We start from the raw sequence: 23,512 nt of genomic DNA on the forward strand, positions 1-23,512 counted from the left end.
CTATAAAGTAACAGAAAATGTCGTCCCTTTACCAGGCACACTGATTACCTCAATATGTCCTTGAAGTTCTCTAACATTTTTGTCTACGATGGATAAACCAAGCCCCGTTCCTGTGACTTGTGTACGACTTTCATCCACACGGTAGAAGCGTTCAAAAATACGCGATTTCTCAATTTCCGTTAAACCAGGACCATTGTCTGTGACTGTGAAAACAACTTTTTTCTTGTTTTGATGGAGTCCGACGTAAATTTTTCCATGCTCATCTGTGTATTTAATTGCATTTTCAATCAGATTTTCAAAAATGCTGTGCACCATCTGACGGTTAGTAACTTGAGAAATCGGAACAATGTCAGTCTGAAGTGATAGGTTCTTTTCATCCAGTAAGGGTTGTGACGTGTTTAAGATTTCTTCGACAAGGGCGGAGAGATTAATTTTCTTCTTGTCGATATGTATGTTTTGTTTGGTTAAGAGTAAAGTGTCTTGAACCAGTGCAATCAAGCGAGAACTTTCTTTGCTGATAATGTGAGAAAACTCGTGACGATCTGCTTCAGAAAGTGTGTCGTCTTTTAGTAATTCAGCGAATCCCTTAATTGAAGTTAAAGGTGTTTTAAGTTCGTGACTGACATTGGCAATAAGTTCGTTATGGGCATTTAGTGTTCGCTTAAACGCAGTTATATCAAGTAAAGTGACTAAGAAACGGTTGTCCAAGTCTGGCAGGGGAGAGATACGTACCTGGTAATAAGCATTGATATTTTCAAAGTAAAAGTTCTTTTCTTGTGTGGTCGGATTGAGCATCTTATCCACTAAGAAACTTAAAAAGTCAGCATAAGGACTAAAAATATCAAGGTTGTGCGTGTCCGCAAATTCGTTTTTAAAAGCAGCATTTGTTTTACGAATTTTTCCTTTAGCATTGTAAATGAAAATAGGAAATTGGAAAAGTTCAATGAATTCGTAAATGTTCTCTTTCTTTTCGCTGTGCGATAAAATCTGATTTTGGATGTATTCGCCCAAAGAATTCAGTGCAAGGGTTACCTTATCATCATTTTCACTCATCAGATAGCTCTGCGTGAGGGGGCTACGTTCGATATTTTTGATCTTAGCAATAATATCTTGAGTGAAAAGATAGTTACGTCTGGCGTGCACAAAAACGTAAGATGTACAAGCAAGATAAACAATCAAAGCAAATCCTCCCACCATCAAGTTGGTGAACCAGGGAGAAGTTCGACTATCCTCGGCATGAAGATAACCAGTTATTACACCGTCAACACGTATGGGACTTGTAATTTCAATAGTATGACGGCTGACAGATTGTGCATAATCTGCTCCATCTTCAATCTTTGCTGTCTCCTGGTTGTGTGTGCCTGCCGGAAGATACTGAAACTTGTTAGGGAGCGCAGAATTTGGATTTTCTGCGAGAAGTGTTTTTGTAGTGTCAATAGTGTGCAAGACACGATTGGTATCTGTTTTTAGAATCTGTATGTTGAGAAAAACAAGCAGAATCACAGTTGCAACAAGATAAATGATTGTCGAGATGACAATATTTTTAAGCTTAATTTTTTTCATCAGAGAAGTAGTACCCGAACCCTCGTTTTGTTTTTATAAATTTATTGTCTAACTTTTTACGAATTTTACTGATTAAAACATCAATGGTTCGCGTTTCGGCAGCAGAAGATATTCCCCAAAAGTGCTGCAACAATTCTTCACGTGAAATTACATCACCTGAGCGTTCAATTAAAAGTTCTAAAATTTCAAATTCACGTTTAGTTAGATCCAAAGGTTGTCCATCAAAGATACAAATTTTTTTAGTGAAATCAAGCTCCAAACGGTCAAATTTAATACCAGATTTTTCTGCGGATTTTTCGTTCTCAATCGTTTTATTATAGTGCTGGTGACGTCGAATGAGTGCATTGACCCGAACAATAATTTCCTTCATAGGAGTAGCTTTATCCAAATATTCATCGGAACCTGAGTTAAGACCAGTCAGTTTCATCTCTTCGTCATCACGCGCTGTGAGTATCAAAATTGGCGTGAAGTTCTGCTTTTTTCGCAAAATTTCCGTCACTTCAATACCAGAAAGCTCGGGCATCATTAAGTCCAGCAAAATTAAATCGTAATGATTTTTCTTAGCTTTATCCAGAGCTTGTTTACCATCACTCACTGTAGTAACTTCAAAATCACTCTGCCTAAAATTATAAGAAAGTAAGGTTAAAATCGAACGATCATCATCCGCAATTAAAATCTTTTTCATTCTTCTATTATAACAAGCTTTTATCTGAAAGAAAAGTTTAAAATCTGGAAAGATGTCCTTATGATTACAACGATAATTATGATAAAATTATAAAAGATAACAGATAATTAAGTTATGAATGAGGATGAAAACGAAGATTTAAAATCAGCTGTTTTCTTAGAATATTAGGAAATTATGGAAATCGAAAAAACAAACCGTATGAACACCCTGTTTGAGTTCTATGCGACTCTTTTGACGGACAAACAGATGAATTATATTGAACTTTATTATGCGGATAATTATAGCTTAGCTGAGATTGCTGAGGAATTCAATGTCAGCCGCCAAGCCGTATATGACAATATTAAGCGCACGGAAAAAGTTTTGGAAGGCTATGAGGAGAAGTTGCATCTTTTTTCTAATTATGTGGTACGTAACCAGTTGATTGATGAGCTTTTAGCAGAGTACGCATCTGATCAACACCTAACAGCAGTATTGCGTGAAATTCAAAAAATCGATGAAGATGAATTTTAAAAGACAAAGAATGGAGTGTACGAAATGGATATACGTATTGTTGTCCCGTTGATTTTACTAGTTTGTCTCTACTTATGTGCTTGCTTTTACAGTATTTTTAAAAGTGCAGACGTCAAGCATCTGCCAAGATGGGCTTGGGCACTTATTTGCGTTATTTCGGTTCCTTTGGGCGGGATTCTTTATTTTATTTTAGGAAGGGACAAATATGAATAAAATCATTGAGATAGAGGACTTAACTGTTTCTTTTGGCAATTTTGATGCTTTAAAAAATGTGACCTGTTCGATTAGTGCAGATCCAGGAATTATTGGGTTGATTGGTCCTAATGGTGCGGGGAAGACTACCTTAATTCATGCGATTTTAGGGCAGCATAAAGCCAGCCAGGGAGAAATTCAGTTGGCCAACCAAGCTTTGGCCTATTGTCCGGACACACCAGAATTTCCTGCCTATCTTACCGCAACAGAGGTTTTGCAACAAAGTTGTGCTCTGAACGAGAAACCAGAAAATCTCCAACAAATTGAGCTGACACTTGAAAAAGTTGGTTTATCTGCCTATCTAAATAAGAAAGTCGGTGGTTATTCAAGAGGCATGAAGCAACGTCTGGGAATTGCTGTGGCTCTCTTACTTGATCCAGTTTTGATATTTCTAGATGAACCGACAAGTGCTCTAGATCCTATTGGTCGAATTGAAATTTTGCAACTGATTACGCAAGTATCACAGGAAAAAACGGTAGTTGTTTCCAGTCATCTCCTTGCAGATATCGAAAATATCGCTGATCGACTCCTTGTCTTAAATCATGGAGAACTTATTTTTCAGGGGGCACTTTATCAGTTTATTGAAAATAGTCAGATGGATGAGTTTGTAGAACTGGAGATTAAAAGTGAACAAGTCAAACAAGAAGTTATGGATATTCTTCAAGTGAATGATATTGAGTTCTATCCTGAAATTACAGGAAAATTGATGATTAAGAGTGAATATACAGAGAAACTTTTACAAATCTTTCCCGATATCGGTCAAAAAATAAGTGCTTATCGTGCCGCAAGCAACAGTCTCGAAATGGCTTTTGAACGTGCAATTACAGGAGGAGAACAGTGAAAAGACTAATTCTTTTAGAAATGAAAATGTGGTGGCGCAATAGCCGTCTGCCTATTCTCTTCTTTTTATTTGCTTTTTTTGGTATTACCTCGCCCGTTTTAATTTACTATATGAAGGAATTTCTTTCAACTTTTGGTGGGACAGAAGGTACGATTATTCTCATGCCAGACCCGAACTGGAAAGCCCTGATGGAATCGTATTTTAGTAATATTTCTCAGATTGGACTTTTTGTTCTGATTTACTTTACTGCCGATACTTTTAAGTTGAAAAAAGAGAGCTCACTGGGGCTTTATTATTCGACTGTAGCGCGCAATTCTATTATCTTATGGGTACCTAAACTCATTCTTGCTTTTTTAGTAACTCTAGTAAGTAATGTGGTAGGAGTTATAAGTGCCACATATATAACCTGGGTTTTCTTTCCTGAAGTTGAGTGGGGCAGAGTACTTTCGGCAAGTTTGCTCCAAACTTTAGCTTTACTCACATTAGTTATCTTCGGTAGTGCGATTGCTGTATGGACAAGGAAGGCGTTTCTAGCAGTTGTTTCTGGAATTGTGCTGATGGTGGTAAGTTCGATTATTCAGACATTGAGTGATATTTCTGAATGGCTGCCTCTTAGCTTACTCTCTCCGATTAATGTGTTAAATGCGCCAGGACAAGTTAATTTTGTTACTATTGGCATTTGTGTTGGTATTATAGTACTCTCTATTGTGGCTATATTGATACGACCATTGCGCGTGAAATATTAATGGACTTGTGCTATAATTAAGGTCTGGAAGTTATTCCACCGTAACGGGGGCGTTACGGATTCGACAGGCATTGTCGCGCATGAACTGCAACTGGTGGTGATGTCACCTAAATCCATCGCAGATAAATATAACTGCTAAAAATAACACTTCTTACGCACTCGCTGCCTAAACACCAGCTTGCGTAGCTGATGATCGTTCGCCGATGGCGGCCTGAAGCTCTAAACCTCAGTCGGATACGTTTTTATGGTGGCTTTACATAAAAAAAGAGATTTTAAAGCACCGCAAATTTCTGCTGTTTGAGACTGGCTTTGGAAATTTGTTAAACTAGAGAAAGTCCTATGGTTGTAGATGTTGATGTAGCAAGGTGTCTGGACAGGGGTTCAACTCCCCTCGCCTCCATTATATGTATAACTACTTTATTGTAGTTTAAGAAATCCGCTCTATTAAGCGGTTTTTATTTTTTGTTTTAATTTATTTTTCTATACTTTACCAAATAGTGATAACTAAATTGATAACTAAAAAAACAAAAAAACTAGCTGAAGAAGAGCTAGTTTAAAAATCAATAGACTTGGAAAATTTATCAAATGCTTGCTAAATGTTCCGATAGCAGTGATCCACCAACTTGAGAACAAATGAGCCGCTTTTAGAGAAGAAGGATTAAAGATGATAAGTTGAGGAAGTGTGAGATGAAGAGTGGAGTGTGTAACTTCAATGTTCGAGGAAAAATACTAACAAGTGACTACGCGTTGATATCTACCTTGCAATTATGGTGTTCCGTGTCGAACCTATAGAAGTTAAATAAAAAGCGCCGAAGCGCATTAATAAATTTACATACTAGAATACCAGAAATATATTGTAAGTAGTAGATAAACGATTGTTACAAAAACAAGGAAAATATCAGACATAATTTTTGCCTTTGTAACTTTCTTTGCATAATCTTCTTCACAAACAATTACACGTAAATCGTTTGAAGGATTTTCTTCTAAATATTTTTTGAGGAAATTATTCTGATTTGCAAAGCGTGGAGTAAGGAGTTGTGCTAATAACAAGAATAAGAAGAGAAGGAAAAAGTAAAATGCTATGAGTTTTAAATTATCACCATTTAGATGATTAAATAATTTAATCACTTGAATTATCAGTCCAACAATTGCAGCTAGAACGCCTAGCCCGAATAGAGGGATTAAAATTCTTTGTGCTGGAGAATAAAGATACCAGCGCAGATATAGATTGATTGATGCATTCCTATATTTAATATCTTTAGGCGATAAATCAGGAAATGTTTCTCTTACCAGTTTAGCTCGATCTTTTCTCGATTGACTTACAATTTTTCGATATTTAGATATGAATAGGGCATAAATGACCATGGAACCAATAAGAATAATAGGGATAAAGATACTGAAAGTAACCATAATAAAACCTCTTTCGTTAAATGTATCATCTATTCTACTACAAATAAATAAAGAAAGGAATTGATACTATGAACAAAATTTACCTGTTTTTTTCCAAATAAAAATGACTTGTAAAATATAGTAGATACAAGGAAGGATAGTTTATAAAGTTATTTTTGATTGCATTTAATCTATGATTGGCAGAATAGGGGTTATAGTTGTTATAGATTTCTAATATATATGTGAATCAATAGGTGATTAGTGTTTCGTTGAACAAAATTAAAGAATAATCGGCTTCTTATTTAATACTTCTCTAACTGCTTTATCTGTATTCCTATAGCCTAGAATACCGCTCTACTGAGCGGCTTTTTTTATACAAAAAAGCGCCTATTCAAATAGGCGCTGTCAGTTATGCTATCGCTTCTAAATTATACACGGCTTCTTCAATGGTGTTACCGAGACTACTTAATGAAGTAGTCTCATCTACCATAGAGGCTTTAAATAAATTCGTTGAAGTATCTAGAGATACTGTGTATTTGAAGTTTTTAGTGTTATTAGTGAATGTCATATGCATTCCCCTTTCTGTTTCTCTTCGAAAGGACACTATAACGAATATAACGAAATTCTATTCTTATTGTAGCACAATAAACTTAAAACACAAACTTAATTTACTTAAATGTTTGTTAAAATTCCACTATTATCCTTTGATATTAAATAATATAGACAGGCAGCGATGGACCATGCCCAAACGATATGTCCAAAGAACTCTGAGAAGTGTTCAGCGAATGGCTGTTTCCAAGGTACAGGAATGGTCTTCATAATAGGCAATAAGATGATATGCCAAACGACCCAGATGATGATTCCATAAGCAGCACCTTGCCAAAGGGCAATAAAGGGCCAATATTGTGCAATGAATATAAATAAAGCAGCAAAGAATATGGAAAAACTAAAATGCAAAATTAAAGAAAACCAATACACTTTTTGATCACGCGAATATAAAACATAAGCGTGAGTAAGTGAAGAAGGCACTCCAAATTGCTCCAACATACGTTGAGGAGGATTAGTGGTATTTCTTGCAGATGTTCTAGGTGGAAGGATTGCTTCCCAACCAATCTTAACCATTCCAGAAATCATGCCTGAAATAAAGCCATACCAGATACTTTGGAAAATTATTTCCTGAAGAGATGCGCTAGGGATAGTGAATGAAAACATAGAATGCCTCCTTTTAATATAATTTATATTTTAACAAAAAATCTTTGCAAGATTGTGTACTAAAACTCCATAAATAAACCCCCTACACAGTAGGGGCTTATCTTTTTATGTAGTTATGAGTTGTATAAGGAGTAAGGGAAGTCAGATAATTTTTTTGACTGTTATATTTTTTATTTGTTTTTTAATCTGCTCTTTAAATTTTGAGTGCCAAATTTTGAATGATATCCATAAGCTGCTAAGATAACAAATACAGGCAAGGTTTGAATCAGATAGCGACTTCTCCCACCTTCAAAGATAAGCAAGAAGAGCATAAGCCCAATCATAGATAAGAGTAACCACATAACTTTAAAATCATACCTTGATTTTAAGGTTGAAAGTAAAATCCCGAAAATCATAATAATATAGATAATTTGAGCAATAAATCTGTAGAAAAAGGTATTTTTTCCATTGGTATAACCTTGACCATTGCTATCAGTGTAAATAAAGCTTCTCAAAAAACTTCCGAAATTTGAATGGATAAATGGTGACAGTTTTTCGCTTGGATTGAGATTAGGTGTGACAAGGAAACCAGTTTTACCTGCGCCGTCTGCGCCCCAAGCATAGGTACCGTCATGGACAGTTTTACAATACTTTTCATATAAGAATTTGGCATAGCCAAGAGTTCCTAACTGTTTTAGTCTTTGCTTGAAGACCTTAATATTCACTTCTTTCTTCTCTTTAGTAGTTTTTGCTGATCTGGTAAGTTGAACATCTGGTCCGTTGTACATACCATTTTTAGAAATACCTAACATCAAAAAATGAGTCATAGGAAACACTTTGTTTTTATCAAAGTGAACATAGTTTTGATTGTTTTTATAAAGTGTAAAAGGCATTGCAAATACTAAAGCACCAATAATAAAGACTAAAAACGAGATAAAGAAAGGTTTGAATTTCCCTAGCTTAAGTATAGAAATTAAAAAGTATGCTATCACAAAAATAACTGCAGAGGGTTTCAGATAGTAAGCTATGGAGCTAAAAAAACCAGCAGAGAGTAGAGACATTAGCCTGTAGTGAGGGGCAATACTTTTTTCGCTCCAGCAAGTTAAAAAGAATATCCCTAAACTTACAAAGGGCAACACAAAGGTGTCACTGTAGGTGTTTAAAAACCAAGGACTAAAGCCGAGTGTTGCTATAAAGAGTAAGATACTGTATCGAGCGGTTTGTTTATCGAAAAGACGCTTTGCTGTAAAATATGACATTGCTATAGAAAAATCTATTGCTATGATATTTAAAATTTGTAAAAGAGTTAAACTATGAACGATTCTCATGAATAAGAAGAGTAAAAAATTATTAGGATAGTTTTGCAAATAGGTCCATTTTTGAGAATTTATATCGCCCATAGCAGCATGATATAATCCGTAAACATCATATCCTGAGAGTCCTGAAGCAAATAAAAGGGTAACTATTTGAAATAGTATCATAACCCCAAATACTGCAACAATATTGTTACATAAAAATCTTATTACATATGATAACCAATTTTTTAATTTATCGCGATTCAGATAAGATACAGTCAAAGCTATTAAACTAAGTATGAAGATATAAGCTCCATTTTGTGAGTAAATTAGTTCTAAAGAAAAATTTCCTGAACGAATAGCACTGAAAAGCCAAAAAGAAGTTAATAGAAAAGCTACTACAAATAGTGCTTCGTATAGAAAGTTTTTCTTATTTATTACTTTTTTTGAATTCTTTATCAAAATTGTTTACTCCTATAAGTATACTGCCCTAATTTAAATTAAAGGAAAAATTTCCTTGTAGATGGGGAGGTTATATTTTCTGTTTATTTAATTTTAAGCTTTGATACCTGTATTATAAATAAAAAATATTTATTTTACAATTTTTTATACGACTAAAGTTTCATATTTTACCAATTTGTAAAAAATAATTTCTAAAGTAAAGAAACTAAAAAGGGATAGAAGAGATAAATATAGAATCATAAATAAAATCAAGAGTTTGCGAGGGCGAATTCGCTCTGAGTTAAGAGGTCTCAAATTTTATGATTACAATAATGTAAGGACATTTTAGATAAAATAGCAGTAAAATAATGATAGCAACTCAATGTTGTAAGTTGAATGGAAAATAAAATGAAAAAAATATTGTTTGGTTTTTTAGCCGTACTCTTAATTTTAGACATTGGCTTTTTTTGGGAAAATGTTAGTTATACACAAACGATTTACTTTGCACGTGTACACGATCAAGTAAGTGCTAGAACGGTTAAGAATACTGATGGGACTGTAGACAGTCAATACAATTATACAATCAAGGGAGCAAGTTCCAGAGGAAGGGTTAGGGAGTTTCATCTTAAAACCGATAATCAAGTACATTTGGGTGACTATTTGGAAGTCCACGTGAACAAGAAAAAAGAGGCAACCAGTTGGAAGATAAGGAAAAAGTATGAGATCCCTAAAACAGCATTGAATAAGCTTGATGAATAGTGGGCTCTTCAAAATTAATGAAGAAGGAACATTACTTTCTTAAGAAAATGTAAGTTACAACTGCAAAAATAAAAGTAAAATAGTTTTATAGAAGAAAAATAAATGAGGTATGAAATATGAAAAAGGTATTAGTAGGAATTCTGGCACTTGTATTGATTCTTGTCGGCGGAGGTTATGCTTGGTATCACACAGCATATGGTGGCGACAGTTACTACGTTCATATTCAAGAAGATGGAATTGCTAAAAAAGAAAAAGACGATGCGGGGCAAGAATTTACGAGGTACTATTATACATTGACTGGCTATAATGAAAAAGGGGAAGCAAAAGAAATGGAATTCACAGGAAGCCATAATCTCAGACATGATGCTTATTTAAGGCTCGTATATAACGATAAGAAAGGCGTAACCAGCTGGGAGGAAGTCCAGAAACAAGATATTCCTCAAAAAGTACGGAATAAAATTTAGAATAATTTACTTATAAAAAAATCTACGCTCTAAGAACGTAGATTTTTTTATTTATAATGCAGGAATAATTCGGTAATGAGTTACTCAGCTTTAGGATATGTATTTGTTGCTACATCATAAGTCACAAGATAAATAGTGCCATCAGGTAAAACTTTGTATAAACCAACGGTCCCGCTCGCACCATTTGCTCGCATTTCTTTTGAAAAAACTTGAATTACAAAAGAACCTTGCGTATTCGTAGCGTCAAAATAATAATCATCTGGATTGGAAAGATAGCTCTTAAAATAATTAAGTACAGTATCCTTAGTAAAATTATTGCTGTCAAGTTGGGCAGCTAAAGTAAAATCAGCAGTAGTACCAGCATTATCTGTAATTTGAATTGTTTCAATCTTGTCTGCTGTCGCATTAAAGTTGATCTCTATCTGGCCTTGATTAAAAAGATAAACTTGGTTAAAGGGCTGATTTTCAGTCTTAGATTTAAAAGTACTTTCGTTGATAATGACAGAGCCAATATCTTTTCCGGTATGAGAATAATATTCAATGTGGTCTTTGGTGATGATTAGAACGTCGTTGTTGCTGTTTTTATATAGCCCATGAAAGCTGGAGTAGTCTCCTTTGGAAAACTGTTCTAGAGCTTCAGGATAACTTTTTTGCTGCTCACTTGATGAGACAGTATCCTGAGAAGAACGAGGAGCAGACGTAGAGGAGGAGTTGTGAGCACTTGACTGTTTATCCTGAGCAAAATTGGCAGTATCCTCTTTTTTATCCGCTCCACAACCAACAAGTAAAAGTAGTGGAATAAATCCTAATATAATTTTTTTCATAAATTAATCTCCTGATTATAGTATATCATATAAGAAAAGAGCGCGCTTTCTTTTTATGTGAAAAAGTAATTTAATAGAAGAAAAGATAAAAAGATGTGAGAAACCGAAAATAATTCCCTAAACTTTCTTGGTTAAATTAAAACAACATTTCATTTTGTTTTTACAATAGTCGATGATACAATATAAAGGTTACTTTTTTCAGAAGGAGAAGGATATGGAAAACAAGAGATATAAAGAACTGAAAATCGCTGAGAAGGGCGCGTGGATTAGTATCTCAGCATATATCATTTTAGCTTTTACAAAGATATTTATGGGGATATTTGCAAATTCGGAAGCCTTACGTGCGGATGGTTTGAATAATTTTACAGATGTGATTGCCTCAGTTTCCGTACTCATAGGCTTGAAACTTGCCCGAAAACCAAAAGATAATGATCATCGTTATGGACATTGGAAATTTGAAAATATTGCAAGCATGGTCACTTCTTTTATCATGCTTATGGTAGGGATTGAAGTCCTATATTCTTCCTTTGAAAAAATTGTCAATAATTCTTTCACGCCACCCCATCCTTTATCTGCATTAGTCGGTATTGGTTCGGCTTTAGTTATGGTGATTGTGTACATTTATAACAGCAGATTAGCAAAAAAAGTTAATTCGCAAGCCTTGATGGCAGCAGCAAAGGATAACTTAAGTGATGCTTATACATCAATTGGTGCGGCTGTAGCAATTGCGGCTTCTTATCTTCACTTTTATATTTTAGATACGGTTGCGGCTTTTATTATTGGTATTATCATTATCAAAACGGCCGTTGAAATTTTCAGAGAGAGTAGTTTTACCTTATCGGACGGTTTTCCTGAGAAAGATTTGGAAAAATATAAGAAAGATATTTTAAAAATTCCTGGTGTGAAAGGAGTCCCTTTTCTTAGAGGTAGAACTTATGGTGCTAATATTTTTCTAGATATCGTTATCTATGTGGATGCTCAACTTTCAGTTGCGGAAAGCCATTTAATTACCGAGGAAATTGAGAAGCAACTGTCTAAAAAGTTTGAAGTTTTTGATATTGACGTACACGTAGAACCTTTTCCTGAATAAAAAAGTACCGGTAAATTACCGGTACTTTTTATTGCTTACATGATAGGTAAGAACGAAGTTAACATCATCATTCCAAAAGAAATAATGATGAAAAGAGCAATCGCTACTTTAATAATTGAGGTAAATAAAATTTTAACCATTCCTTAATTCTATCAAAAAGAAAGAAAATAAGCAAAAGAAGCTTAGAATTTTTTAAGCAATGAAGGCCAGCATTTTCGTGCCTACATAAATAAGAAGAAAGAGGCAAACTGCTAAAATAAGCAGTGCTTGAATTAATGCTTTAAAATAAATTTTTATCATAGATGAATTTTAACAAAAATAGCAACGAGAAGCAAAACTTCTGTGATGATGGTTTGTCTTATGAAAATGAAAAAAATCACACTCTGCATATTCGGTCATGAAAAAAAGACCTTGATATTTCAAGATCTTTTTAATTAAGGAAGAAAAGATTCGGTAGGTGAAGTCTCGATTTCAACAGCGGGATAGTTTTCTTGATAGACTTGGTCAAGTGCGCCAAAATAACTCATCTGTCGTGTAGTGAAATCAACCTCATATCGGATTACACCCGCTTTCCAAAGTGAAACCAAGAATTCAGGGAAGGAAATTTTACCCGTCTGGCTTGCACGAATATTTTGAACCAAAGCAATTTGGTCAAAAACTGGGCAAGGACCGACACGTCCGATTAAAGGATTTCCCGGATTTACGAGTGATCCAGCTTGCGAAAAGTAGAAGCTGTCTCCAGAAGGGAGGTGCCATATATTTTTTACAATTCCTTCCTGCCTTAAACATTCGGCCAGATAGGGGAAGCCCTTAGATGCAGCACCGATATGGTTTGCTTTGAGCATCGCTCTTTGAATATTTTTTGAAATCATTTGTACAATCTCTTTTCTATTCAGATATCTATGATGCCATTAAACCATAATTTAGCTGAGAAGTAAATTTTTGAGGATATATTTAGGGGAAGAGAATTAGATTTTTGAGTACAAAAAAAGGCATCTACTTAAACGTGTGAAGTAGATACCATCACGAGGAATATTCATCCATTGCTATGAGCTCCTTATGCTAATTCTTCCAAGTTGTGCATTGCTTCTTCAATGGTACGACCAAGCCCATAAACAGCAGGATCATTAGCCAAAAATACTTTGAAAATGTCTTTTGAAGTATCTAAAGATACAGTATACTTGAAATTTTTGTTTTTGTTAGTGAATGTCATAATGCATTCTCCTTTCTCTATATGGTTGACGAAAGGACACTATAACGTACATAACGAAATTCCATAATCATTGTAACACATTCTTTTGAAAAGTACAAAAAAGCTATTTTGAAATGTGTTCTTGAGTAATTATTACAATCTTTCACTGAAATATTTGAATTGTCGTTGTGAAAGAGAGATAATAGATATAAGAAAAGAAAGAGGCGGAGGTACTAATGATGGAAAAACAATATCACAATATTTTAGTCGCACTAGATGGTTCAGATCAATCTTATAATGCAGTACACGAAGCAATTACTTTGGCACAGAGAAACAATGCAAAACTTCATGTTTTAACTGTTAAGGATATGGAGCATCATTACGGAATGACTGGTTTTGGTGTTGTCGAAAATCCTGAAATGGATATGATGGCGCAAGATATCCTGAAGAAAGCAGCAGAGATTATTGGCGAAGAAGTACCATATGAGAGTTATGAGATTGTTGGTGCACCTAAGCATATGATTGTCCAATTTTCCGAAGATAAGAAAATGGATTTGATTGTGATTGGTGCAACGGGAGCAGGAATGATTAATAAACTCATGTTAGGCTCAACTACACAGTTTGTTGTAAATCATGCACCATGTAATGTCTTAGTTGTTAAATAGATATAAAAGTTCGTTTGGCATTGTCTCATTTAAGAGCTTTTAAATTTAGTATTGCTTAAGATAGAGACGATATAATACAAGTATTCCAGTAAGATGTTTATCTTATCACTTCAATACGCTCACTTTAGTGGGCGTATTTTTTAACATATTTTCGGTTGAGTACTGATTTCAGGGAAATGATTTCGTTTTTAGGTAAAGAAAATGTACAATAGAAGTAGAGATAAATCTAAAAGGAGGAATGATTATGACTGACTATTATAAAAATATTTTGGTTCCCGTGGATGGTTCCGAGCAATCTTACAAAGCAGTAGATGAAGCGATACGTATTGCCCGGCTCAATCATGCAAAATTACATGTCCTGACAGTAAAAGACATCAATAAATATTATGGAGCTGTTCATAAAGGGATTGTAGAGACGCCAGGATTGGACCAACTTGCACAAGATATCTTAGCAAATTGTAAAGATATTATCCGTGAACAAGTCGAATATGAAACTTATGAAGTTGCAGGTAAACCAAAGTTAAGGATTGTTAATTTTGCTGAAGAAGAAGATAAAAAAATTGACTTAATCGTCATTGGCGCAACTGGAACAGACATGTTTGACCGTTTACTTGTAGGCTCGACAACAAATTATGTCATTAATCACGCGCCTTGTAATGTTATTGTGGTTAAAAAATAGTATCCTTTGTTTGATTTAAGAAAGAAAGGTTATACTTTACTTGTTTCAAATTTTTTTCATGAAATTCCCTAGCCCTCGTATTTCGAGGGCTTTTTTGAAATAATTGCTTAATAAATAAAAGAAAAATGGAGACTTTGTTATTTGTAAAACAAAAGAATTTGACTTTTTAATATATTATGTTTCAATAGTAGAGAGCTTTATAATTTAGCTTATGTAAAATAAGAGGAGTAAAAACAGATGGTTGAAAAGATGCTAAATTGGGTGGCAAGTTTGCCACTCTGGCAAGCCACCTTGTTCTTGTTTATTGTTGTTTTCTTTAGGGCACAGATGACCTTTGGACTAGGGAAACTCATTCATATGGGAATATTGAAGACAAAATGGGGTAAAAAAGCAGAGAAATCCGAAGAAAATCGAGCGGGAATGCTCGCTCTGCAAAAATATGGATGGCCAGTCATTCCTTTGAGTTTCTTGACAGTCGGCTTTCAAACTGTAGTGCAGCTTGCTGCTGGTATGTTAGATTGGAAATGGAGTAAGTACACACTTGTAGCTTTGCCAGGTTATTTAGCTTGGGGCTTTGTGTATGCTGCAGGAGGACTAACTTTATTCCGCTCGATTGCTAACGGCTCAGTTGGTTTATTGATTCTCTTTGTTATTATTGTGCTGTTACTTTGGAGTGTTGGGACATTTTTAGTGAAAAAGCTTAAACCTAACGCATAACACAAGAAATTTGTTCATATTTTATTTTTAATTTAATATGGATTTTCAATATAAAAACACAACCGAGGTTGTGTTTATTTTTGTTCAAAATTAAAAATTTGTGCTTTGTCGGCTTTATACTTTGTTAAGGCATGTGCAGCGTCTCGTTTTTCTTCAATCATGCTGACATATCTAGCAGGAGCTTGGAACTTGTTGAAGTCTTCTTTGTCAAGAACGAGTGTTTTTTTCGTTATACTTGATTCACCTAAGACAACATATTCTGCTGTAGCAGCAGTAAAACTTTGTCCTTTTTCATCTTCGATATTTTTTACTTGTGTATCAGCGGTCCATAAAGCAGGAGTTTTCGAAAGTGAGGTAACATGTTTGAAATTGAATTCATCCCCTTTTTTGCTGACTGTGTTGACAGCTTTTGCCTGAATCAATTTTTCAGCAGATGTCGCATCTAATACCAAAGTATCCGTTTCAGCGACATATTTTCCTTCAGTAGTGATGTTATTTTTTATGTAAGATTGGTTGTCTTTTAAGCTTTGATCGAGTTCTTTTTTGTCTGAACTATAAAGAATGATGCCGTGAACGGGCTGGTGGAATAAAGAGATAACTTTACTAACGGCAAAGTAGCCTCCTGCGATAAACAAGATGAGTGCTGGAATAATCCAAAGTTTCTTTGTCAATGTAGTGTTGTCCTTTTCTAAAGTTTTTTTATTTCTTTATTTATTTTATCAAGGAATTATGATTCAAAAACTTACTCTTCTGTAAGATAAAAAATAAAAGCACAAATGTGCTTTTTATTTTTGGATAAGATTTTCAATAAGCATTGAGCTTTCTTCAATCGAACGTTTACTAACATCGATTGTTTCTATGCCCAACTGATCAAAGAGTGTGTCTGCATATGACAGCTCTTCAAGAATACGCTTTTCATCAGAATACATGGATTTTGTTTTAAGTCCGAGCGTCTGTTCCCGGTAGCTTCGTATATTACTTAAACTTTCAGAAGTACTGGTTAAGCCAATAATTTTACGTGGATCTACTTTATAAAGTTCTTTAGCCACTTCGACCTCTGGAATAATCGGGAGATTTGCTACCTTGTAACCTTTGTTGGCCAAATACATACTCAAGGGTGTTTTTGAAGTTCGAGAGACACCAAGCAGCACAATATCGGCATTTAAAAAACCTTTTGGATCTTTTCCGTCATCGTATTTTACTGCAAATTCGATAGCAGCGACACGATTAAAATAGGCTTGATTTAACCGATGCACACTGCCGGACTCTTGTGTAGGTTGCTCACCTGAACGCTTTTCAATAAGTTGCATGAGCGGCGACATAAAGTCCACATAGGCCAAATCATGTGTATCTGAAAATTTTTGGACACAATCTACTAAAGATTTATCAACGAGAGTGATAGCGACAAGTGCATTTTCTTTTTTGGCATCATTCAAAATTTCTAATAGTGAATCTTTATCATTGGTAAAAGGATAAAGTTGAACATCTGATAAATCAACAGTCGGAAATTGTGCCACAACAGCAGAAATAATTTTTTTTGCTGTTTCACCGACAGAGTCAGTAATGAGATAAATTTTTATATTTTGCATTTTGTCCCCTTAATCTTCACCTTGCATTTCGTTTCCTGTTTGGATGAAAGCTTTCATGATGTGTTTGATAGATATTTTACCGATTATTTTTTTCGAACCTGTCGTTTCTAGCACGGGCAGGCTATCGACTTCGTATCGGGAAAGAATATTTCCAGCTTCAAGTAAAGTCTTATCGGCGGTTATAGTATGGATATTGGGCATACGTGTCATTATTACAGCAACAGGAGTTTTTTCCAGATTATTGCCACTTATAGCGAAGCGGAGAAGGTCTTTCCGAGAAAGGAGTCCAGCTAAATCGCCGTTTTCATTTTTGACATAGATGCTGCCGATATCATAGAGAAAAAGGCTTGTTGCAGCATCATAAACGGACATATCTTGCGCAACAATCAAGGGCGAAGTCATAAAGTCTGCCACTTTTTTTGAGTAGCAGCTTTCAATATAAAGCGGTTGCATTTTTTGCCCAGTATAGAAATAGCCAACCTTGGGCTTTGCATCAAGTAGACCTGTCATCGTAAGAATAGACAAGTCATTCCTTAAGGTTGCACGGCTTAAACCTAAAGTTTGTGCAATTTTTTCACCACTGATGGGCTGTTCCGCTTTGACGATATTAATTATTTCAGTTTGTCGAGTTGTTAATTTCAAGTGTCACTCCTTAATAAATAGGACATACTATATATTATATGTGTTTTATCTTTTTAAATCAACTAATAAAAGGGGTGGTTGCCGCATGTAATGTTAATAAGTTAAAAAGAATGCGATTACAAAAAACTTGACAACGAATGTGACATACTATATAATGTGTTTATTCACCAAATAGTATGTCACATATAAAGGAGACGCGAATGTCACAAGCAAAAAAACGTGTTTATAACTTTACAGAAGGTTCAAAAGAACAAAAGGATCTTTTAGGAGGAAAAGGAGCAAATCTTGCAGAGATGACTGGGATTGGTTTACCAGTACCCAAAGGATTTACCATTACTACAGAAGCTTGCTTAGAGTATCTGGATTCGAAAAAATTATTGCCTGAGTTGGTTAAGGAAATAGAAGAGCATATTGCTAGGCTAGAAAACGAAACGGGAAAGAAATTTGCAGATGAGGAAAATCCGCTTTTAGTTTCGGTCAGAAGTGGCTCAAAATTTTCAATGCCGGGCATGATGGATACTATTTTGAATTTAGGTTTAAACCATCAAAGTGTTGAAATCTTTGCCCGCAAGACCGAGAATCCTGTGTTTGCGTATGATTGTTACCGTCGTTTAATCCAAATGTTTGGCGATGTGGTTAAAGGTGTTGATAAAAATATTTTTGAAGAAGCACTAACGTTATATAAAGCGGCCCAAGGTTACAGTTCTGATATTGAGATGAAAGCGGAAGATTGGAAGGAGATTATTCAACAATTTACCACAATCTATCTGAAGGAAGTGGGTGAAAACTTCCCCCAAGATCCATCCGAACAACTTTATGCGGCTGTAGAAGCGGTGTTTGCTTCTTGGAATAATCCTCGTGCTGTAACATATCGTCGTATCCATGAAATCTCCGATAACCTTGGAACAGCCGTTAATATCCAAGAAATGGTTTTTGGTAATACAGGGGGGAACAGTGGCACAGGTGTTGCATTTACACGCAATCCTGCAACAGGGGAAGCAGGTGTTTTTGGAGAATTTTTGCTAAATGCTCAAGGAGAAGATGTTGTTGCAGGGATTCGGACACCACGTCCAATACAAGAGTTGAAACAAGATCAACCTGCGATTTATATGCAATTTGAGAAAATATGTCATCAGTTGGAAGCTCATTATCAAGATATGCAAGATATCGAGTTCACCATAGAAGAGGGAAAACTCTTCATTCTTCAAACACGTAATGGCAAACGAACAGCAAAGGCTGCCTTTAAAATTGCAACGCAAATGGCAGAAGATGGCGTAATAAGTAAGGAGGAGAGTCTGAAACGCTTAACACCTTCAATGATTACCCAGCTGCTTCATCCTGTGTTTGATGAACAAATGTTGGCGGAGAGTAAATCTGTGGCAAAGGGTTTACCTGCAAGTCCTGGTGCAGCATCTGGCAGAGTCTATTTCCATGCGCAAGATGCGCAAAAAGCGCATGCAGCTGGGCAAAAAGTTATCCTTCTTAGAACAGAAACTTCACCAGAAGATATTGAAGGCATGGTTGTGAGTGAGGCTATTGTCACTTCTCGTGGAGGAATGACCTCTCATGCTGCTGTCGTAGCACGAGGAATGGGGGTGTGCTGCGTGGTTGGAGGCGAACAATTAACGATTAATGAAAAGCTCAAACAAGCATACGATGGTACACAGACCATAAAAGAAGGGGATTTACTCTCAGTAGATGGTACAACAGGAAAAATCTACCGCGGGGCAATTAAACTCGATAAGACGCAAGATTTGGAGCTTTTAGTAAAAGTACTCAGATGGGCCTCTCAAATAGGCAATATGCAGGTAAGAGCAAATGCTGAAACTGTAGAAGATATCAGAGCTGCATTGGAGTTTGGTGCAAGCGGTATTGGTTTGGCACGTACAGAACATATGTTCTTTGGGAAAGAGCGGATCTTGGAAATGCGTAAAATGTTCCTCTCTGAGGATCAAGTGCAGCGCAAGCAATCGCTTGAGACCCTTAAAGCATTCCAGAAAAAGGATTTTGCTGAAATTTTGAGTCTGACGGAAGGAATGCCATGTACGATTCGCCTTTTAGATCCACCGCTTCACGAGTTTATGCCTAAAACTAAGGAAGAATATGAGCAAGTGGCTGAAGCGTGTGGACAAACGGTTGACTTTATTATGCAAAGAGGTAAAGATCTTGAAGAGTTCAATCCGATGCTGGGGCATCGCGGTTGTCGTTTAGCCATCACCTATCCCGAAATATATGAAATGCAGGTTGAAGCAATAATGGAAGCTGCTTTGGAACTCGCTAAAACAGGAAAGCAAGTCAAACCAGAGATTATGATTCCTTTAGTTGCTGAAGAAAAAGAATTGACCTATCTTAAAAAGGCATTGGAAGACAAAATCCAACTTGTCTTTGAGAAACACCAGATGAAAATTGCCTATAAAATCGGTGCAATGCTTGAAATTCCAAGAGCTTGTTTGACGGCAGATCAGCTGGCGACATCAGCACAGTTCTTTAGCTTTGGTACCAATGACCTGACACAATTAACGTATGGTTTTTCTCGTGATGATTCGGTCAAATTTTTACCAGACTATATTGATAAGGGTATTTTAGAAGATGATCCCTTTCAACATTTGGATCAAAAAGGGGTAGGAAGTTTGATGCAAACGGCGATAGCGCTTGTCAAACCACAACATAAAGATATAAGTTTTGGGGTATGTGGCGAAGTTGGTGGCGATCCAGACTCCGTTTCTTTCCTTCAAAAAATCGGATTGGATTATGTTTCGTGCTCACCATATCGTGTTCCAGCGGTTCTGCTTACTGTTGCACAGATGAGTATCGAGTAAGAAGATGTAAAAAAACCTTCGGCAAGAAGCGAAGGTTTTTTTATTATTTTAAATCGCCCCAACGGTTTAAAAGAACTGTTCCAATGATGAGGACTAAAATTGCCGAACATTGGAGGAACAGACTAAGTTGAGAGGTTTCGTGATTTGAAATCAAAAGTCGGACGATAGAAGCAACTGCTATATAGATATATTTCTTGATTGTTGGGTGATCATTATCGGAGAGATAGTGAATAATCAACTCTAAGAATTCCAAGAAGAGGAAAAAAGTTAGGATACGGTCAATGATGTCGTAGAAACTGTAATCAATAAACCCAGTAGTGAATGAGGAGAGAAGTACCCAGATCTCTTTAAACATAAGAAAGGCAATGACAAGCCCGAGTAAACTTAAACAGACTTTTATAATGACATTAAAAGTTTTTGATAAAAAATTAAATTGAGTCAAATGAGAACCTCCGTGATTAGTCGTGTAATTTTATAATTCTAGTATAGCACAGGGACATAGGCTTTGAGGAGGAATTAGACTTGGAAAAATGAATTGAATATTTGAAAATAAGGAAAGTCTTATTAAAAAGATATGTTTTCTTATCACATTATCTCAATGTATAAATTATCCCTATCGGAATTCCAGAGTTTCTAAATTGTTTTTTACCTTAGACTGTGGGATAATCAATGTAAAAGAAGAAGGTGCGTTTTAGAGCAAGTCACCATCTGTTTACTTTATAGAAAAGAGAAAATACTATGATTAATCTTTGTAATATGCTTTATGTTTCCGATGTTCCAAAACATGCAGAATTTTGGACTAAAGTTGGTTTGAAAGAACTTCGTCGCCAAGGTTCAGGATTGCAAGAAACGGTGATTTTCGCAGTGGATGCGGATGCTCCTAGCGCCCGCATTCAGTTATGGAATCTTGACTTTATTCGTCAAAATTCACCAGAAGTAGCGGATATGAAAGGCTCTATGCTCTTTACTGTGGATGACTTAGAAGAATGGCATGCGCGTGTCTCTAAAGCAACGAACACAGCAAGCGCAATCAATGATTTTCAAGGTATGGTGAATTTTAATTTCCAAGATCCTGATGGAAATTATTATGCATTTGCGAAGTCTGAATTACCAGAGTGATGTGCAAAATTTTAATCGTCTGATTTTGAAGTTGCTTTCTTTGATGATATTTCACTTTCTAATTCCTCTTTCTCTCTTAATTTTCGTTGCGCCTCAGACAATTCTCCTGTGGTGAAAGCACCCCATTTCATCATCCCTCTATCTTGATAGTTACGGATGGATTCGTAAGGGCTATATGAGCGATCAACTGTCATTCTTCTCTCCTCCTGCGGCAGCGTGGCCGCCAATCATTTTATTTCTTTCTAAAACTCTAGAGCCAGCTGTCAAAATGCTGGCTTTTTGAATGGCTGTAAAGTCAAATTTATCACGTATTTCATCGATGGCATTTTGCAGAGCTTCCTGTTTTTGATGAGCGATGATCTTAGGCTCATGAGAGAGCATTGTCTCAAAAAGATTAAGCTGTTTGATATTTTCACTGGATAAATCAAAACCACCAATACCGATTTCTCTTACAACCTCATCACGATATTTTTTTCTAAAGAGCCGCAAAAATTCGGCTTGTATATCCGTCGTACTCTGAGTAGGTTCGATTTTACTGGATATTTTTATCGAGGAAGAGTATTCTTTGTAAGAAGGTTTGACGTAGAGAAAGAGACCGCCTGCTAGTTTTTTCCCCTTACGAAGTCGAATAGCAAGATGTTCAGCCATTTCTTTAATTACGAGTTCAATTTCATCTTGTTGTACATAATCGCGCGGCAAAATCTGACTGTTACTGTAGCTTTCTGATTTTTTATGGTGCTTCTCACGGACATTGGTTTCATCAATACCATGTGCATGAAAAAATTGTTGCAGTCCAACAACGCCCATTTTTCGTTTAATCCGATCAGGGTTCGCATGAGCCAGATCCTTGATAGAATATATTCCTAACTTGTTGAATCGTTTCTCTGTCCGTCTCCCAATCCCCCAAAAGTCAGTCATCTTCGAAAGTGTCCAAACTTTTTCAGGAACATCTTCGTATCGGATGAGCGCCCGCATAGTTGTACTGTGCTTGGCATAATTATCCATGGCGAGTTTGGCAAGCAAAGGATTGTCCCCCATTCCTACAGTTACATACAAACCCATCTGATCAAGGACTTTTTTCTGTAAATCTCGCGCTAACAAATCCATCTGTTCATATTTATCTTTGACTTTAGGGTAGAACAGGTTCAGAGATTCTGTAACATCAAGGAAGGATTCGTCAATAGAATAGGAGTGGATTTCTTCAGAAGAAGTGTAATTAGCGAGGAGTTGCTGCATCTCAATATTCTTATCGATATAAAGTGCCATCTGCGGTGGGACGATATGTGTGCGTTTAGCCCAGCTTTCAATAAAAGCGACATGTTGCATGGAGGGTTCTGTACGTTGCCCATAAATGTCAGTATGCTTGGCATACCAACGCCGATAGTTAAATTTCCTATTTTCCAGTAAAAAAGGTAAATCTGCAGCACGACTGACGTTGGATTTACCAAAAATCTCTTTAAATTTAGGACTAGAAGCTAAGATGAGGCCATAAGAATGATCTGAACGACTCATGACGCAAAGAGAGGTTTCTAAAGGGTGAAGTCCTCGCTCGACGCATTCGATAGAAGCATAATTGGATTTTACATCCTCAAAAAAGATTGCGCGCCGCGGCTCACGTGTATAGTCAATAAACATTTAATATCCTTTAGTAAATATTGGTTTATTCAATATTATATACCTAAAAGAGACGTAAAACAACTGAAAATATCCATAAAATCAATATTTAGTCGTTGGGTAATCCCAATGACATTGTATAAAAAAGTTGTAATGAAAAAGACCCCACACTGGAGGAAGGGAGGGTGATTATTGCTATAGGAACTTCGCCTATTGTTGCAAAATCTCTGCATGCTTGTCTTAGGAGCACGTGACTTGTTATAGGTAAAAGACGTGACATTACTCATCAATACTATAGTAGAAGGGTAGGAGGAGGTATCTGCACGTCTCAAAGGACAACGACAAAATCCTGCTCACTATGTAAAAAATATTTTGAAGGAATAAAAAGTATAAATATTGGAAAGAGAAAATAACAAAGAGTACAATA

General features: G+C 35.9%; 27 protein-coding genes and 1 other RNA gene. 13 read left to right on the forward strand and 15 right to left on the reverse strand.

Annotated features, from left to right (window positions below; all coding sequences use genetic code 11):
* Together KJS37_RS05205 and KJS37_RS05210 are read right to left on the reverse strand one after the other, a co-directional pair.
* Positions 1 to 1,563, reverse strand: a complete 1,563-nt coding sequence (locus KJS37_RS05205) for a sensor histidine kinase (RefSeq protein ID WP_165713891.1) — start codon at positions 1,561 to 1,563, stop codon at positions 1 to 3.
* Complete coding sequence (locus KJS37_RS05210) at positions 1,550 to 2,248, reverse strand: response regulator transcription factor (protein WP_017370174.1); 699 nt, start codon at positions 2,246 to 2,248, stop codon at positions 1,550 to 1,552. Before KJS37_RS05210 ends, KJS37_RS05205 begins: the two co-directional genes overlap by 14 nt.
* A gap of 174 nt (positions 2,249 to 2,422) precedes the next feature.
* On the opposite strand from KJS37_RS05210, the gene KJS37_RS05215 reads away from it, so the two are divergent.
* The 5 genes from KJS37_RS05215 (at position 2,423) to ssrA (ending at position 4,999) form a co-directional block, all read left to right on the forward strand.
* A complete protein-coding gene (locus KJS37_RS05215) occupies positions 2,423 to 2,758 on the forward strand; it encodes a putative DNA-binding protein (protein WP_017370175.1) in 336 nt (111 codons plus the stop codon).
* 24 nt (positions 2,759 to 2,782) lie between these two features.
* Positions 2,783 to 2,971, forward strand: a complete 189-nt coding sequence (locus KJS37_RS05220; protein ID WP_213496186.1) for a PLDc N-terminal domain-containing protein — start codon at positions 2,783 to 2,785, stop codon at positions 2,969 to 2,971.
* Complete coding sequence (locus KJS37_RS05225; protein WP_213496187.1) at positions 2,964 to 3,851, forward strand: ABC transporter ATP-binding protein; 888 nt, start codon at positions 2,964 to 2,966, stop codon at positions 3,849 to 3,851. Before KJS37_RS05220 ends, KJS37_RS05225 begins: the two co-directional genes overlap by 8 nt.
* Positions 3,848 to 4,597, forward strand: a complete 750-nt coding sequence (locus tag KJS37_RS05230; RefSeq protein WP_096368165.1) for a hypothetical protein — start codon at positions 3,848 to 3,850, stop codon at positions 4,595 to 4,597. The genes KJS37_RS05225 and KJS37_RS05230 overlap by 4 nt, the downstream gene beginning before the upstream one ends.
* A 45-nt stretch (positions 4,598 to 4,642) precedes the next feature.
* Positions 4,643 to 4,999: a transfer-messenger RNA gene (ssrA, locus tag KJS37_RS05235) on the forward strand.
* A 425-nt stretch (positions 5,000 to 5,424) separates the two neighbouring features.
* On the opposite strand, the gene KJS37_RS05240 is transcribed toward ssrA, so the two are convergent.
* From KJS37_RS05240 to KJS37_RS05255, 4 genes are all read right to left on the reverse strand, one after another.
* Positions 5,425 to 6,006: a hypothetical protein gene (locus KJS37_RS05240; RefSeq protein ID WP_213496188.1), complete on the reverse strand. Its 582-nt coding sequence runs from the start codon at positions 6,004 to 6,006 to the stop codon at positions 5,425 to 5,427.
* A 388-nt stretch (positions 6,007 to 6,394) separates the two neighbouring features.
* Complete coding sequence (locus tag KJS37_RS05245; protein ID WP_165711454.1) at positions 6,395 to 6,553, reverse strand: hypothetical protein; 159 nt, start codon at positions 6,551 to 6,553, stop codon at positions 6,395 to 6,397.
* Positions 6,554 to 6,657: 104 nt separating this feature from the next.
* Complete coding sequence (locus KJS37_RS05250) at positions 6,658 to 7,197, reverse strand: YagU family protein (RefSeq protein WP_213496189.1); 540 nt, start codon at positions 7,195 to 7,197, stop codon at positions 6,658 to 6,660.
* Positions 7,198 to 7,367: 170 nt separating this feature from the next.
* Positions 7,368 to 8,933 (reverse strand): glycosyltransferase-like membrane protein, encoded by a 1,566-nt coding sequence (locus KJS37_RS05255; RefSeq protein ID WP_213496191.1) that lies wholly within the window; start codon positions 8,931 to 8,933, stop codon positions 7,368 to 7,370.
* Between the two features lie 387 nt (positions 8,934 to 9,320).
* Here KJS37_RS05255 and KJS37_RS05260 point away from each other — a divergent pair, with 387 nt between their 5' ends.
* Together KJS37_RS05260 and KJS37_RS05265 are read left to right on the forward strand one after the other, a co-directional pair.
* Complete coding sequence (locus KJS37_RS05260) at positions 9,321 to 9,671, forward strand: YxeA family protein (protein ID WP_213496193.1); 351 nt, start codon at positions 9,321 to 9,323, stop codon at positions 9,669 to 9,671.
* Positions 9,672 to 9,787: 116 nt separating this feature from the next.
* Positions 9,788 to 10,135 (forward strand): YxeA family protein, encoded by a 348-nt coding sequence (locus tag KJS37_RS05265; protein WP_165713897.1) that lies wholly within the window; start codon positions 9,788 to 9,790, stop codon positions 10,133 to 10,135.
* 80 nt (positions 10,136 to 10,215) lie between these two features.
* On the opposite strand, the gene KJS37_RS05270 is transcribed toward KJS37_RS05265, so the two are convergent.
* The gene (locus KJS37_RS05270) at positions 10,216 to 10,959 is read right to left on the reverse strand and encodes a hypothetical protein (protein ID WP_165713898.1); all 744 of its coding nucleotides are present in this window, start codon (positions 10,957 to 10,959) and stop codon (positions 10,216 to 10,218) included.
* 214 nt (positions 10,960 to 11,173) lie between these two features.
* Between KJS37_RS05270 and KJS37_RS05275 the strand changes: the two genes are divergently transcribed.
* Positions 11,174 to 12,049, forward strand: a complete 876-nt coding sequence (locus KJS37_RS05275) for a cation diffusion facilitator family transporter (protein ID WP_213496195.1) — start codon at positions 11,174 to 11,176, stop codon at positions 12,047 to 12,049.
* Positions 12,050 to 12,483: 434 nt separating this feature from the next.
* Here the strand turns inward: KJS37_RS05275 and KJS37_RS05280 are convergent, their stop codons facing one another.
* Positions 12,484 to 12,921, reverse strand: a complete 438-nt coding sequence (locus KJS37_RS05280) for a DUF1398 family protein (RefSeq protein ID WP_213496196.1) — start codon at positions 12,919 to 12,921, stop codon at positions 12,484 to 12,486.
* Between the two features lie 185 nt (positions 12,922 to 13,106).
* Positions 13,107 to 13,262, reverse strand: coding sequence for a hypothetical protein (locus KJS37_RS05285; protein ID WP_016170924.1), 156 nt, complete (start codon positions 13,260 to 13,262; stop codon positions 13,107 to 13,109).
* Positions 13,263 to 13,480: 218 nt separating this feature from the next.
* On the opposite strand from KJS37_RS05285, the gene KJS37_RS05290 reads away from it, so the two are divergent.
* The 3 genes from KJS37_RS05290 to KJS37_RS05300 all read left to right on the forward strand — a co-directional run bounded on the left by KJS37_RS05290 (position 13,481) and on the right by KJS37_RS05300 (position 15,302).
* The gene (locus tag KJS37_RS05290; RefSeq protein ID WP_026063848.1) at positions 13,481 to 13,906 is read left to right on the forward strand and encodes a universal stress protein; all 426 of its coding nucleotides are present in this window, start codon (positions 13,481 to 13,483) and stop codon (positions 13,904 to 13,906) included.
* A gap of 244 nt (positions 13,907 to 14,150) precedes the next feature.
* Positions 14,151 to 14,585 carry a universal stress protein gene (locus tag KJS37_RS05295; protein WP_096368171.1) on the forward strand — a complete coding sequence of 145 codons (435 nt, stop codon included), beginning with the start codon at positions 14,151 to 14,153 and terminating at the stop codon, positions 14,583 to 14,585.
* A gap of 237 nt (positions 14,586 to 14,822) precedes the next feature.
* Positions 14,823 to 15,302 (forward strand): SNARE-associated domain-containing protein, encoded by a 480-nt coding sequence (locus KJS37_RS05300; RefSeq protein WP_017370299.1) that lies wholly within the window; start codon positions 14,823 to 14,825, stop codon positions 15,300 to 15,302.
* A gap of 74 nt (positions 15,303 to 15,376) precedes the next feature.
* On the opposite strand, the gene KJS37_RS05305 is transcribed toward KJS37_RS05300, so the two are convergent.
* The 3 genes from KJS37_RS05305 to KJS37_RS05315 form a co-directional block, all read right to left on the reverse strand.
* Positions 15,377 to 15,973 carry a lipoprotein BA_5634 family protein gene (locus KJS37_RS05305; protein WP_213496198.1) on the reverse strand — a complete coding sequence of 199 codons (597 nt, stop codon included), beginning with the start codon at positions 15,971 to 15,973 and terminating at the stop codon, positions 15,377 to 15,379.
* Positions 15,974 to 16,087: 114 nt separating this feature from the next.
* Positions 16,088 to 16,891 carry a pyruvate, water dikinase regulatory protein gene (locus KJS37_RS05310; protein ID WP_017370297.1) on the reverse strand — a complete coding sequence of 268 codons (804 nt, stop codon included), beginning with the start codon at positions 16,889 to 16,891 and terminating at the stop codon, positions 16,088 to 16,090.
* 9 nt (positions 16,892 to 16,900) lie between these two features.
* The gene (locus tag KJS37_RS05315; RefSeq protein ID WP_213496200.1) at positions 16,901 to 17,533 is read right to left on the reverse strand and encodes a helix-turn-helix transcriptional regulator; all 633 of its coding nucleotides are present in this window, start codon (positions 17,531 to 17,533) and stop codon (positions 16,901 to 16,903) included.
* A 200-nt stretch (positions 17,534 to 17,733) separates the two neighbouring features.
* Here KJS37_RS05315 and ppdK point away from each other — a divergent pair, with 200 nt between their 5' ends.
* Positions 17,734 to 20,352, forward strand: coding sequence for a pyruvate, phosphate dikinase (ppdK, locus tag KJS37_RS05320; RefSeq protein WP_213496202.1), 2,619 nt, complete (start codon positions 17,734 to 17,736; stop codon positions 20,350 to 20,352).
* Positions 20,353 to 20,395: 43 nt separating this feature from the next.
* Here ppdK and KJS37_RS05325 read toward each other — a convergent pair whose 3' ends face one another.
* Positions 20,396 to 20,794 carry a phosphate-starvation-inducible PsiE family protein gene (locus KJS37_RS05325; protein WP_017370294.1) on the reverse strand — a complete coding sequence of 133 codons (399 nt, stop codon included), beginning with the start codon at positions 20,792 to 20,794 and terminating at the stop codon, positions 20,396 to 20,398.
* A gap of 296 nt (positions 20,795 to 21,090) precedes the next feature.
* Here KJS37_RS05325 and KJS37_RS05330 point away from each other — a divergent pair, with 296 nt between their 5' ends.
* Entirely contained in the window at positions 21,091 to 21,471 is a 381-nt protein-coding gene (locus KJS37_RS05330) for a VOC family protein (protein WP_017370293.1), read from the forward strand.
* 11 nt (positions 21,472 to 21,482) lie between these two features.
* Here KJS37_RS05330 and KJS37_RS05335 read toward each other — a convergent pair whose 3' ends face one another.
* Together KJS37_RS05335 and KJS37_RS05340 are read right to left on the reverse strand one after the other, a co-directional pair.
* Positions 21,483 to 21,665: a hypothetical protein gene (locus KJS37_RS05335; protein WP_213496204.1), complete on the reverse strand. Its 183-nt coding sequence runs from the start codon at positions 21,663 to 21,665 to the stop codon at positions 21,483 to 21,485.
* Positions 21,655 to 23,106 (reverse strand): Y-family DNA polymerase, encoded by a 1,452-nt coding sequence (locus tag KJS37_RS05340; RefSeq protein WP_213496206.1) that lies wholly within the window; start codon positions 23,104 to 23,106, stop codon positions 21,655 to 21,657. Before KJS37_RS05340 ends, KJS37_RS05335 begins: the two co-directional genes overlap by 11 nt.
* Between the last annotated feature and the right edge of the window lie 406 nt (positions 23,107 to 23,512).

The sequence above is a fragment of the Lactococcus formosensis genome, assembly GCF_018403745.1.
In the GTDB taxonomy this organism is placed as follows: Bacteria; Bacillota; Bacilli; order Lactobacillales; family Streptococcaceae; genus Lactococcus; species Lactococcus formosensis.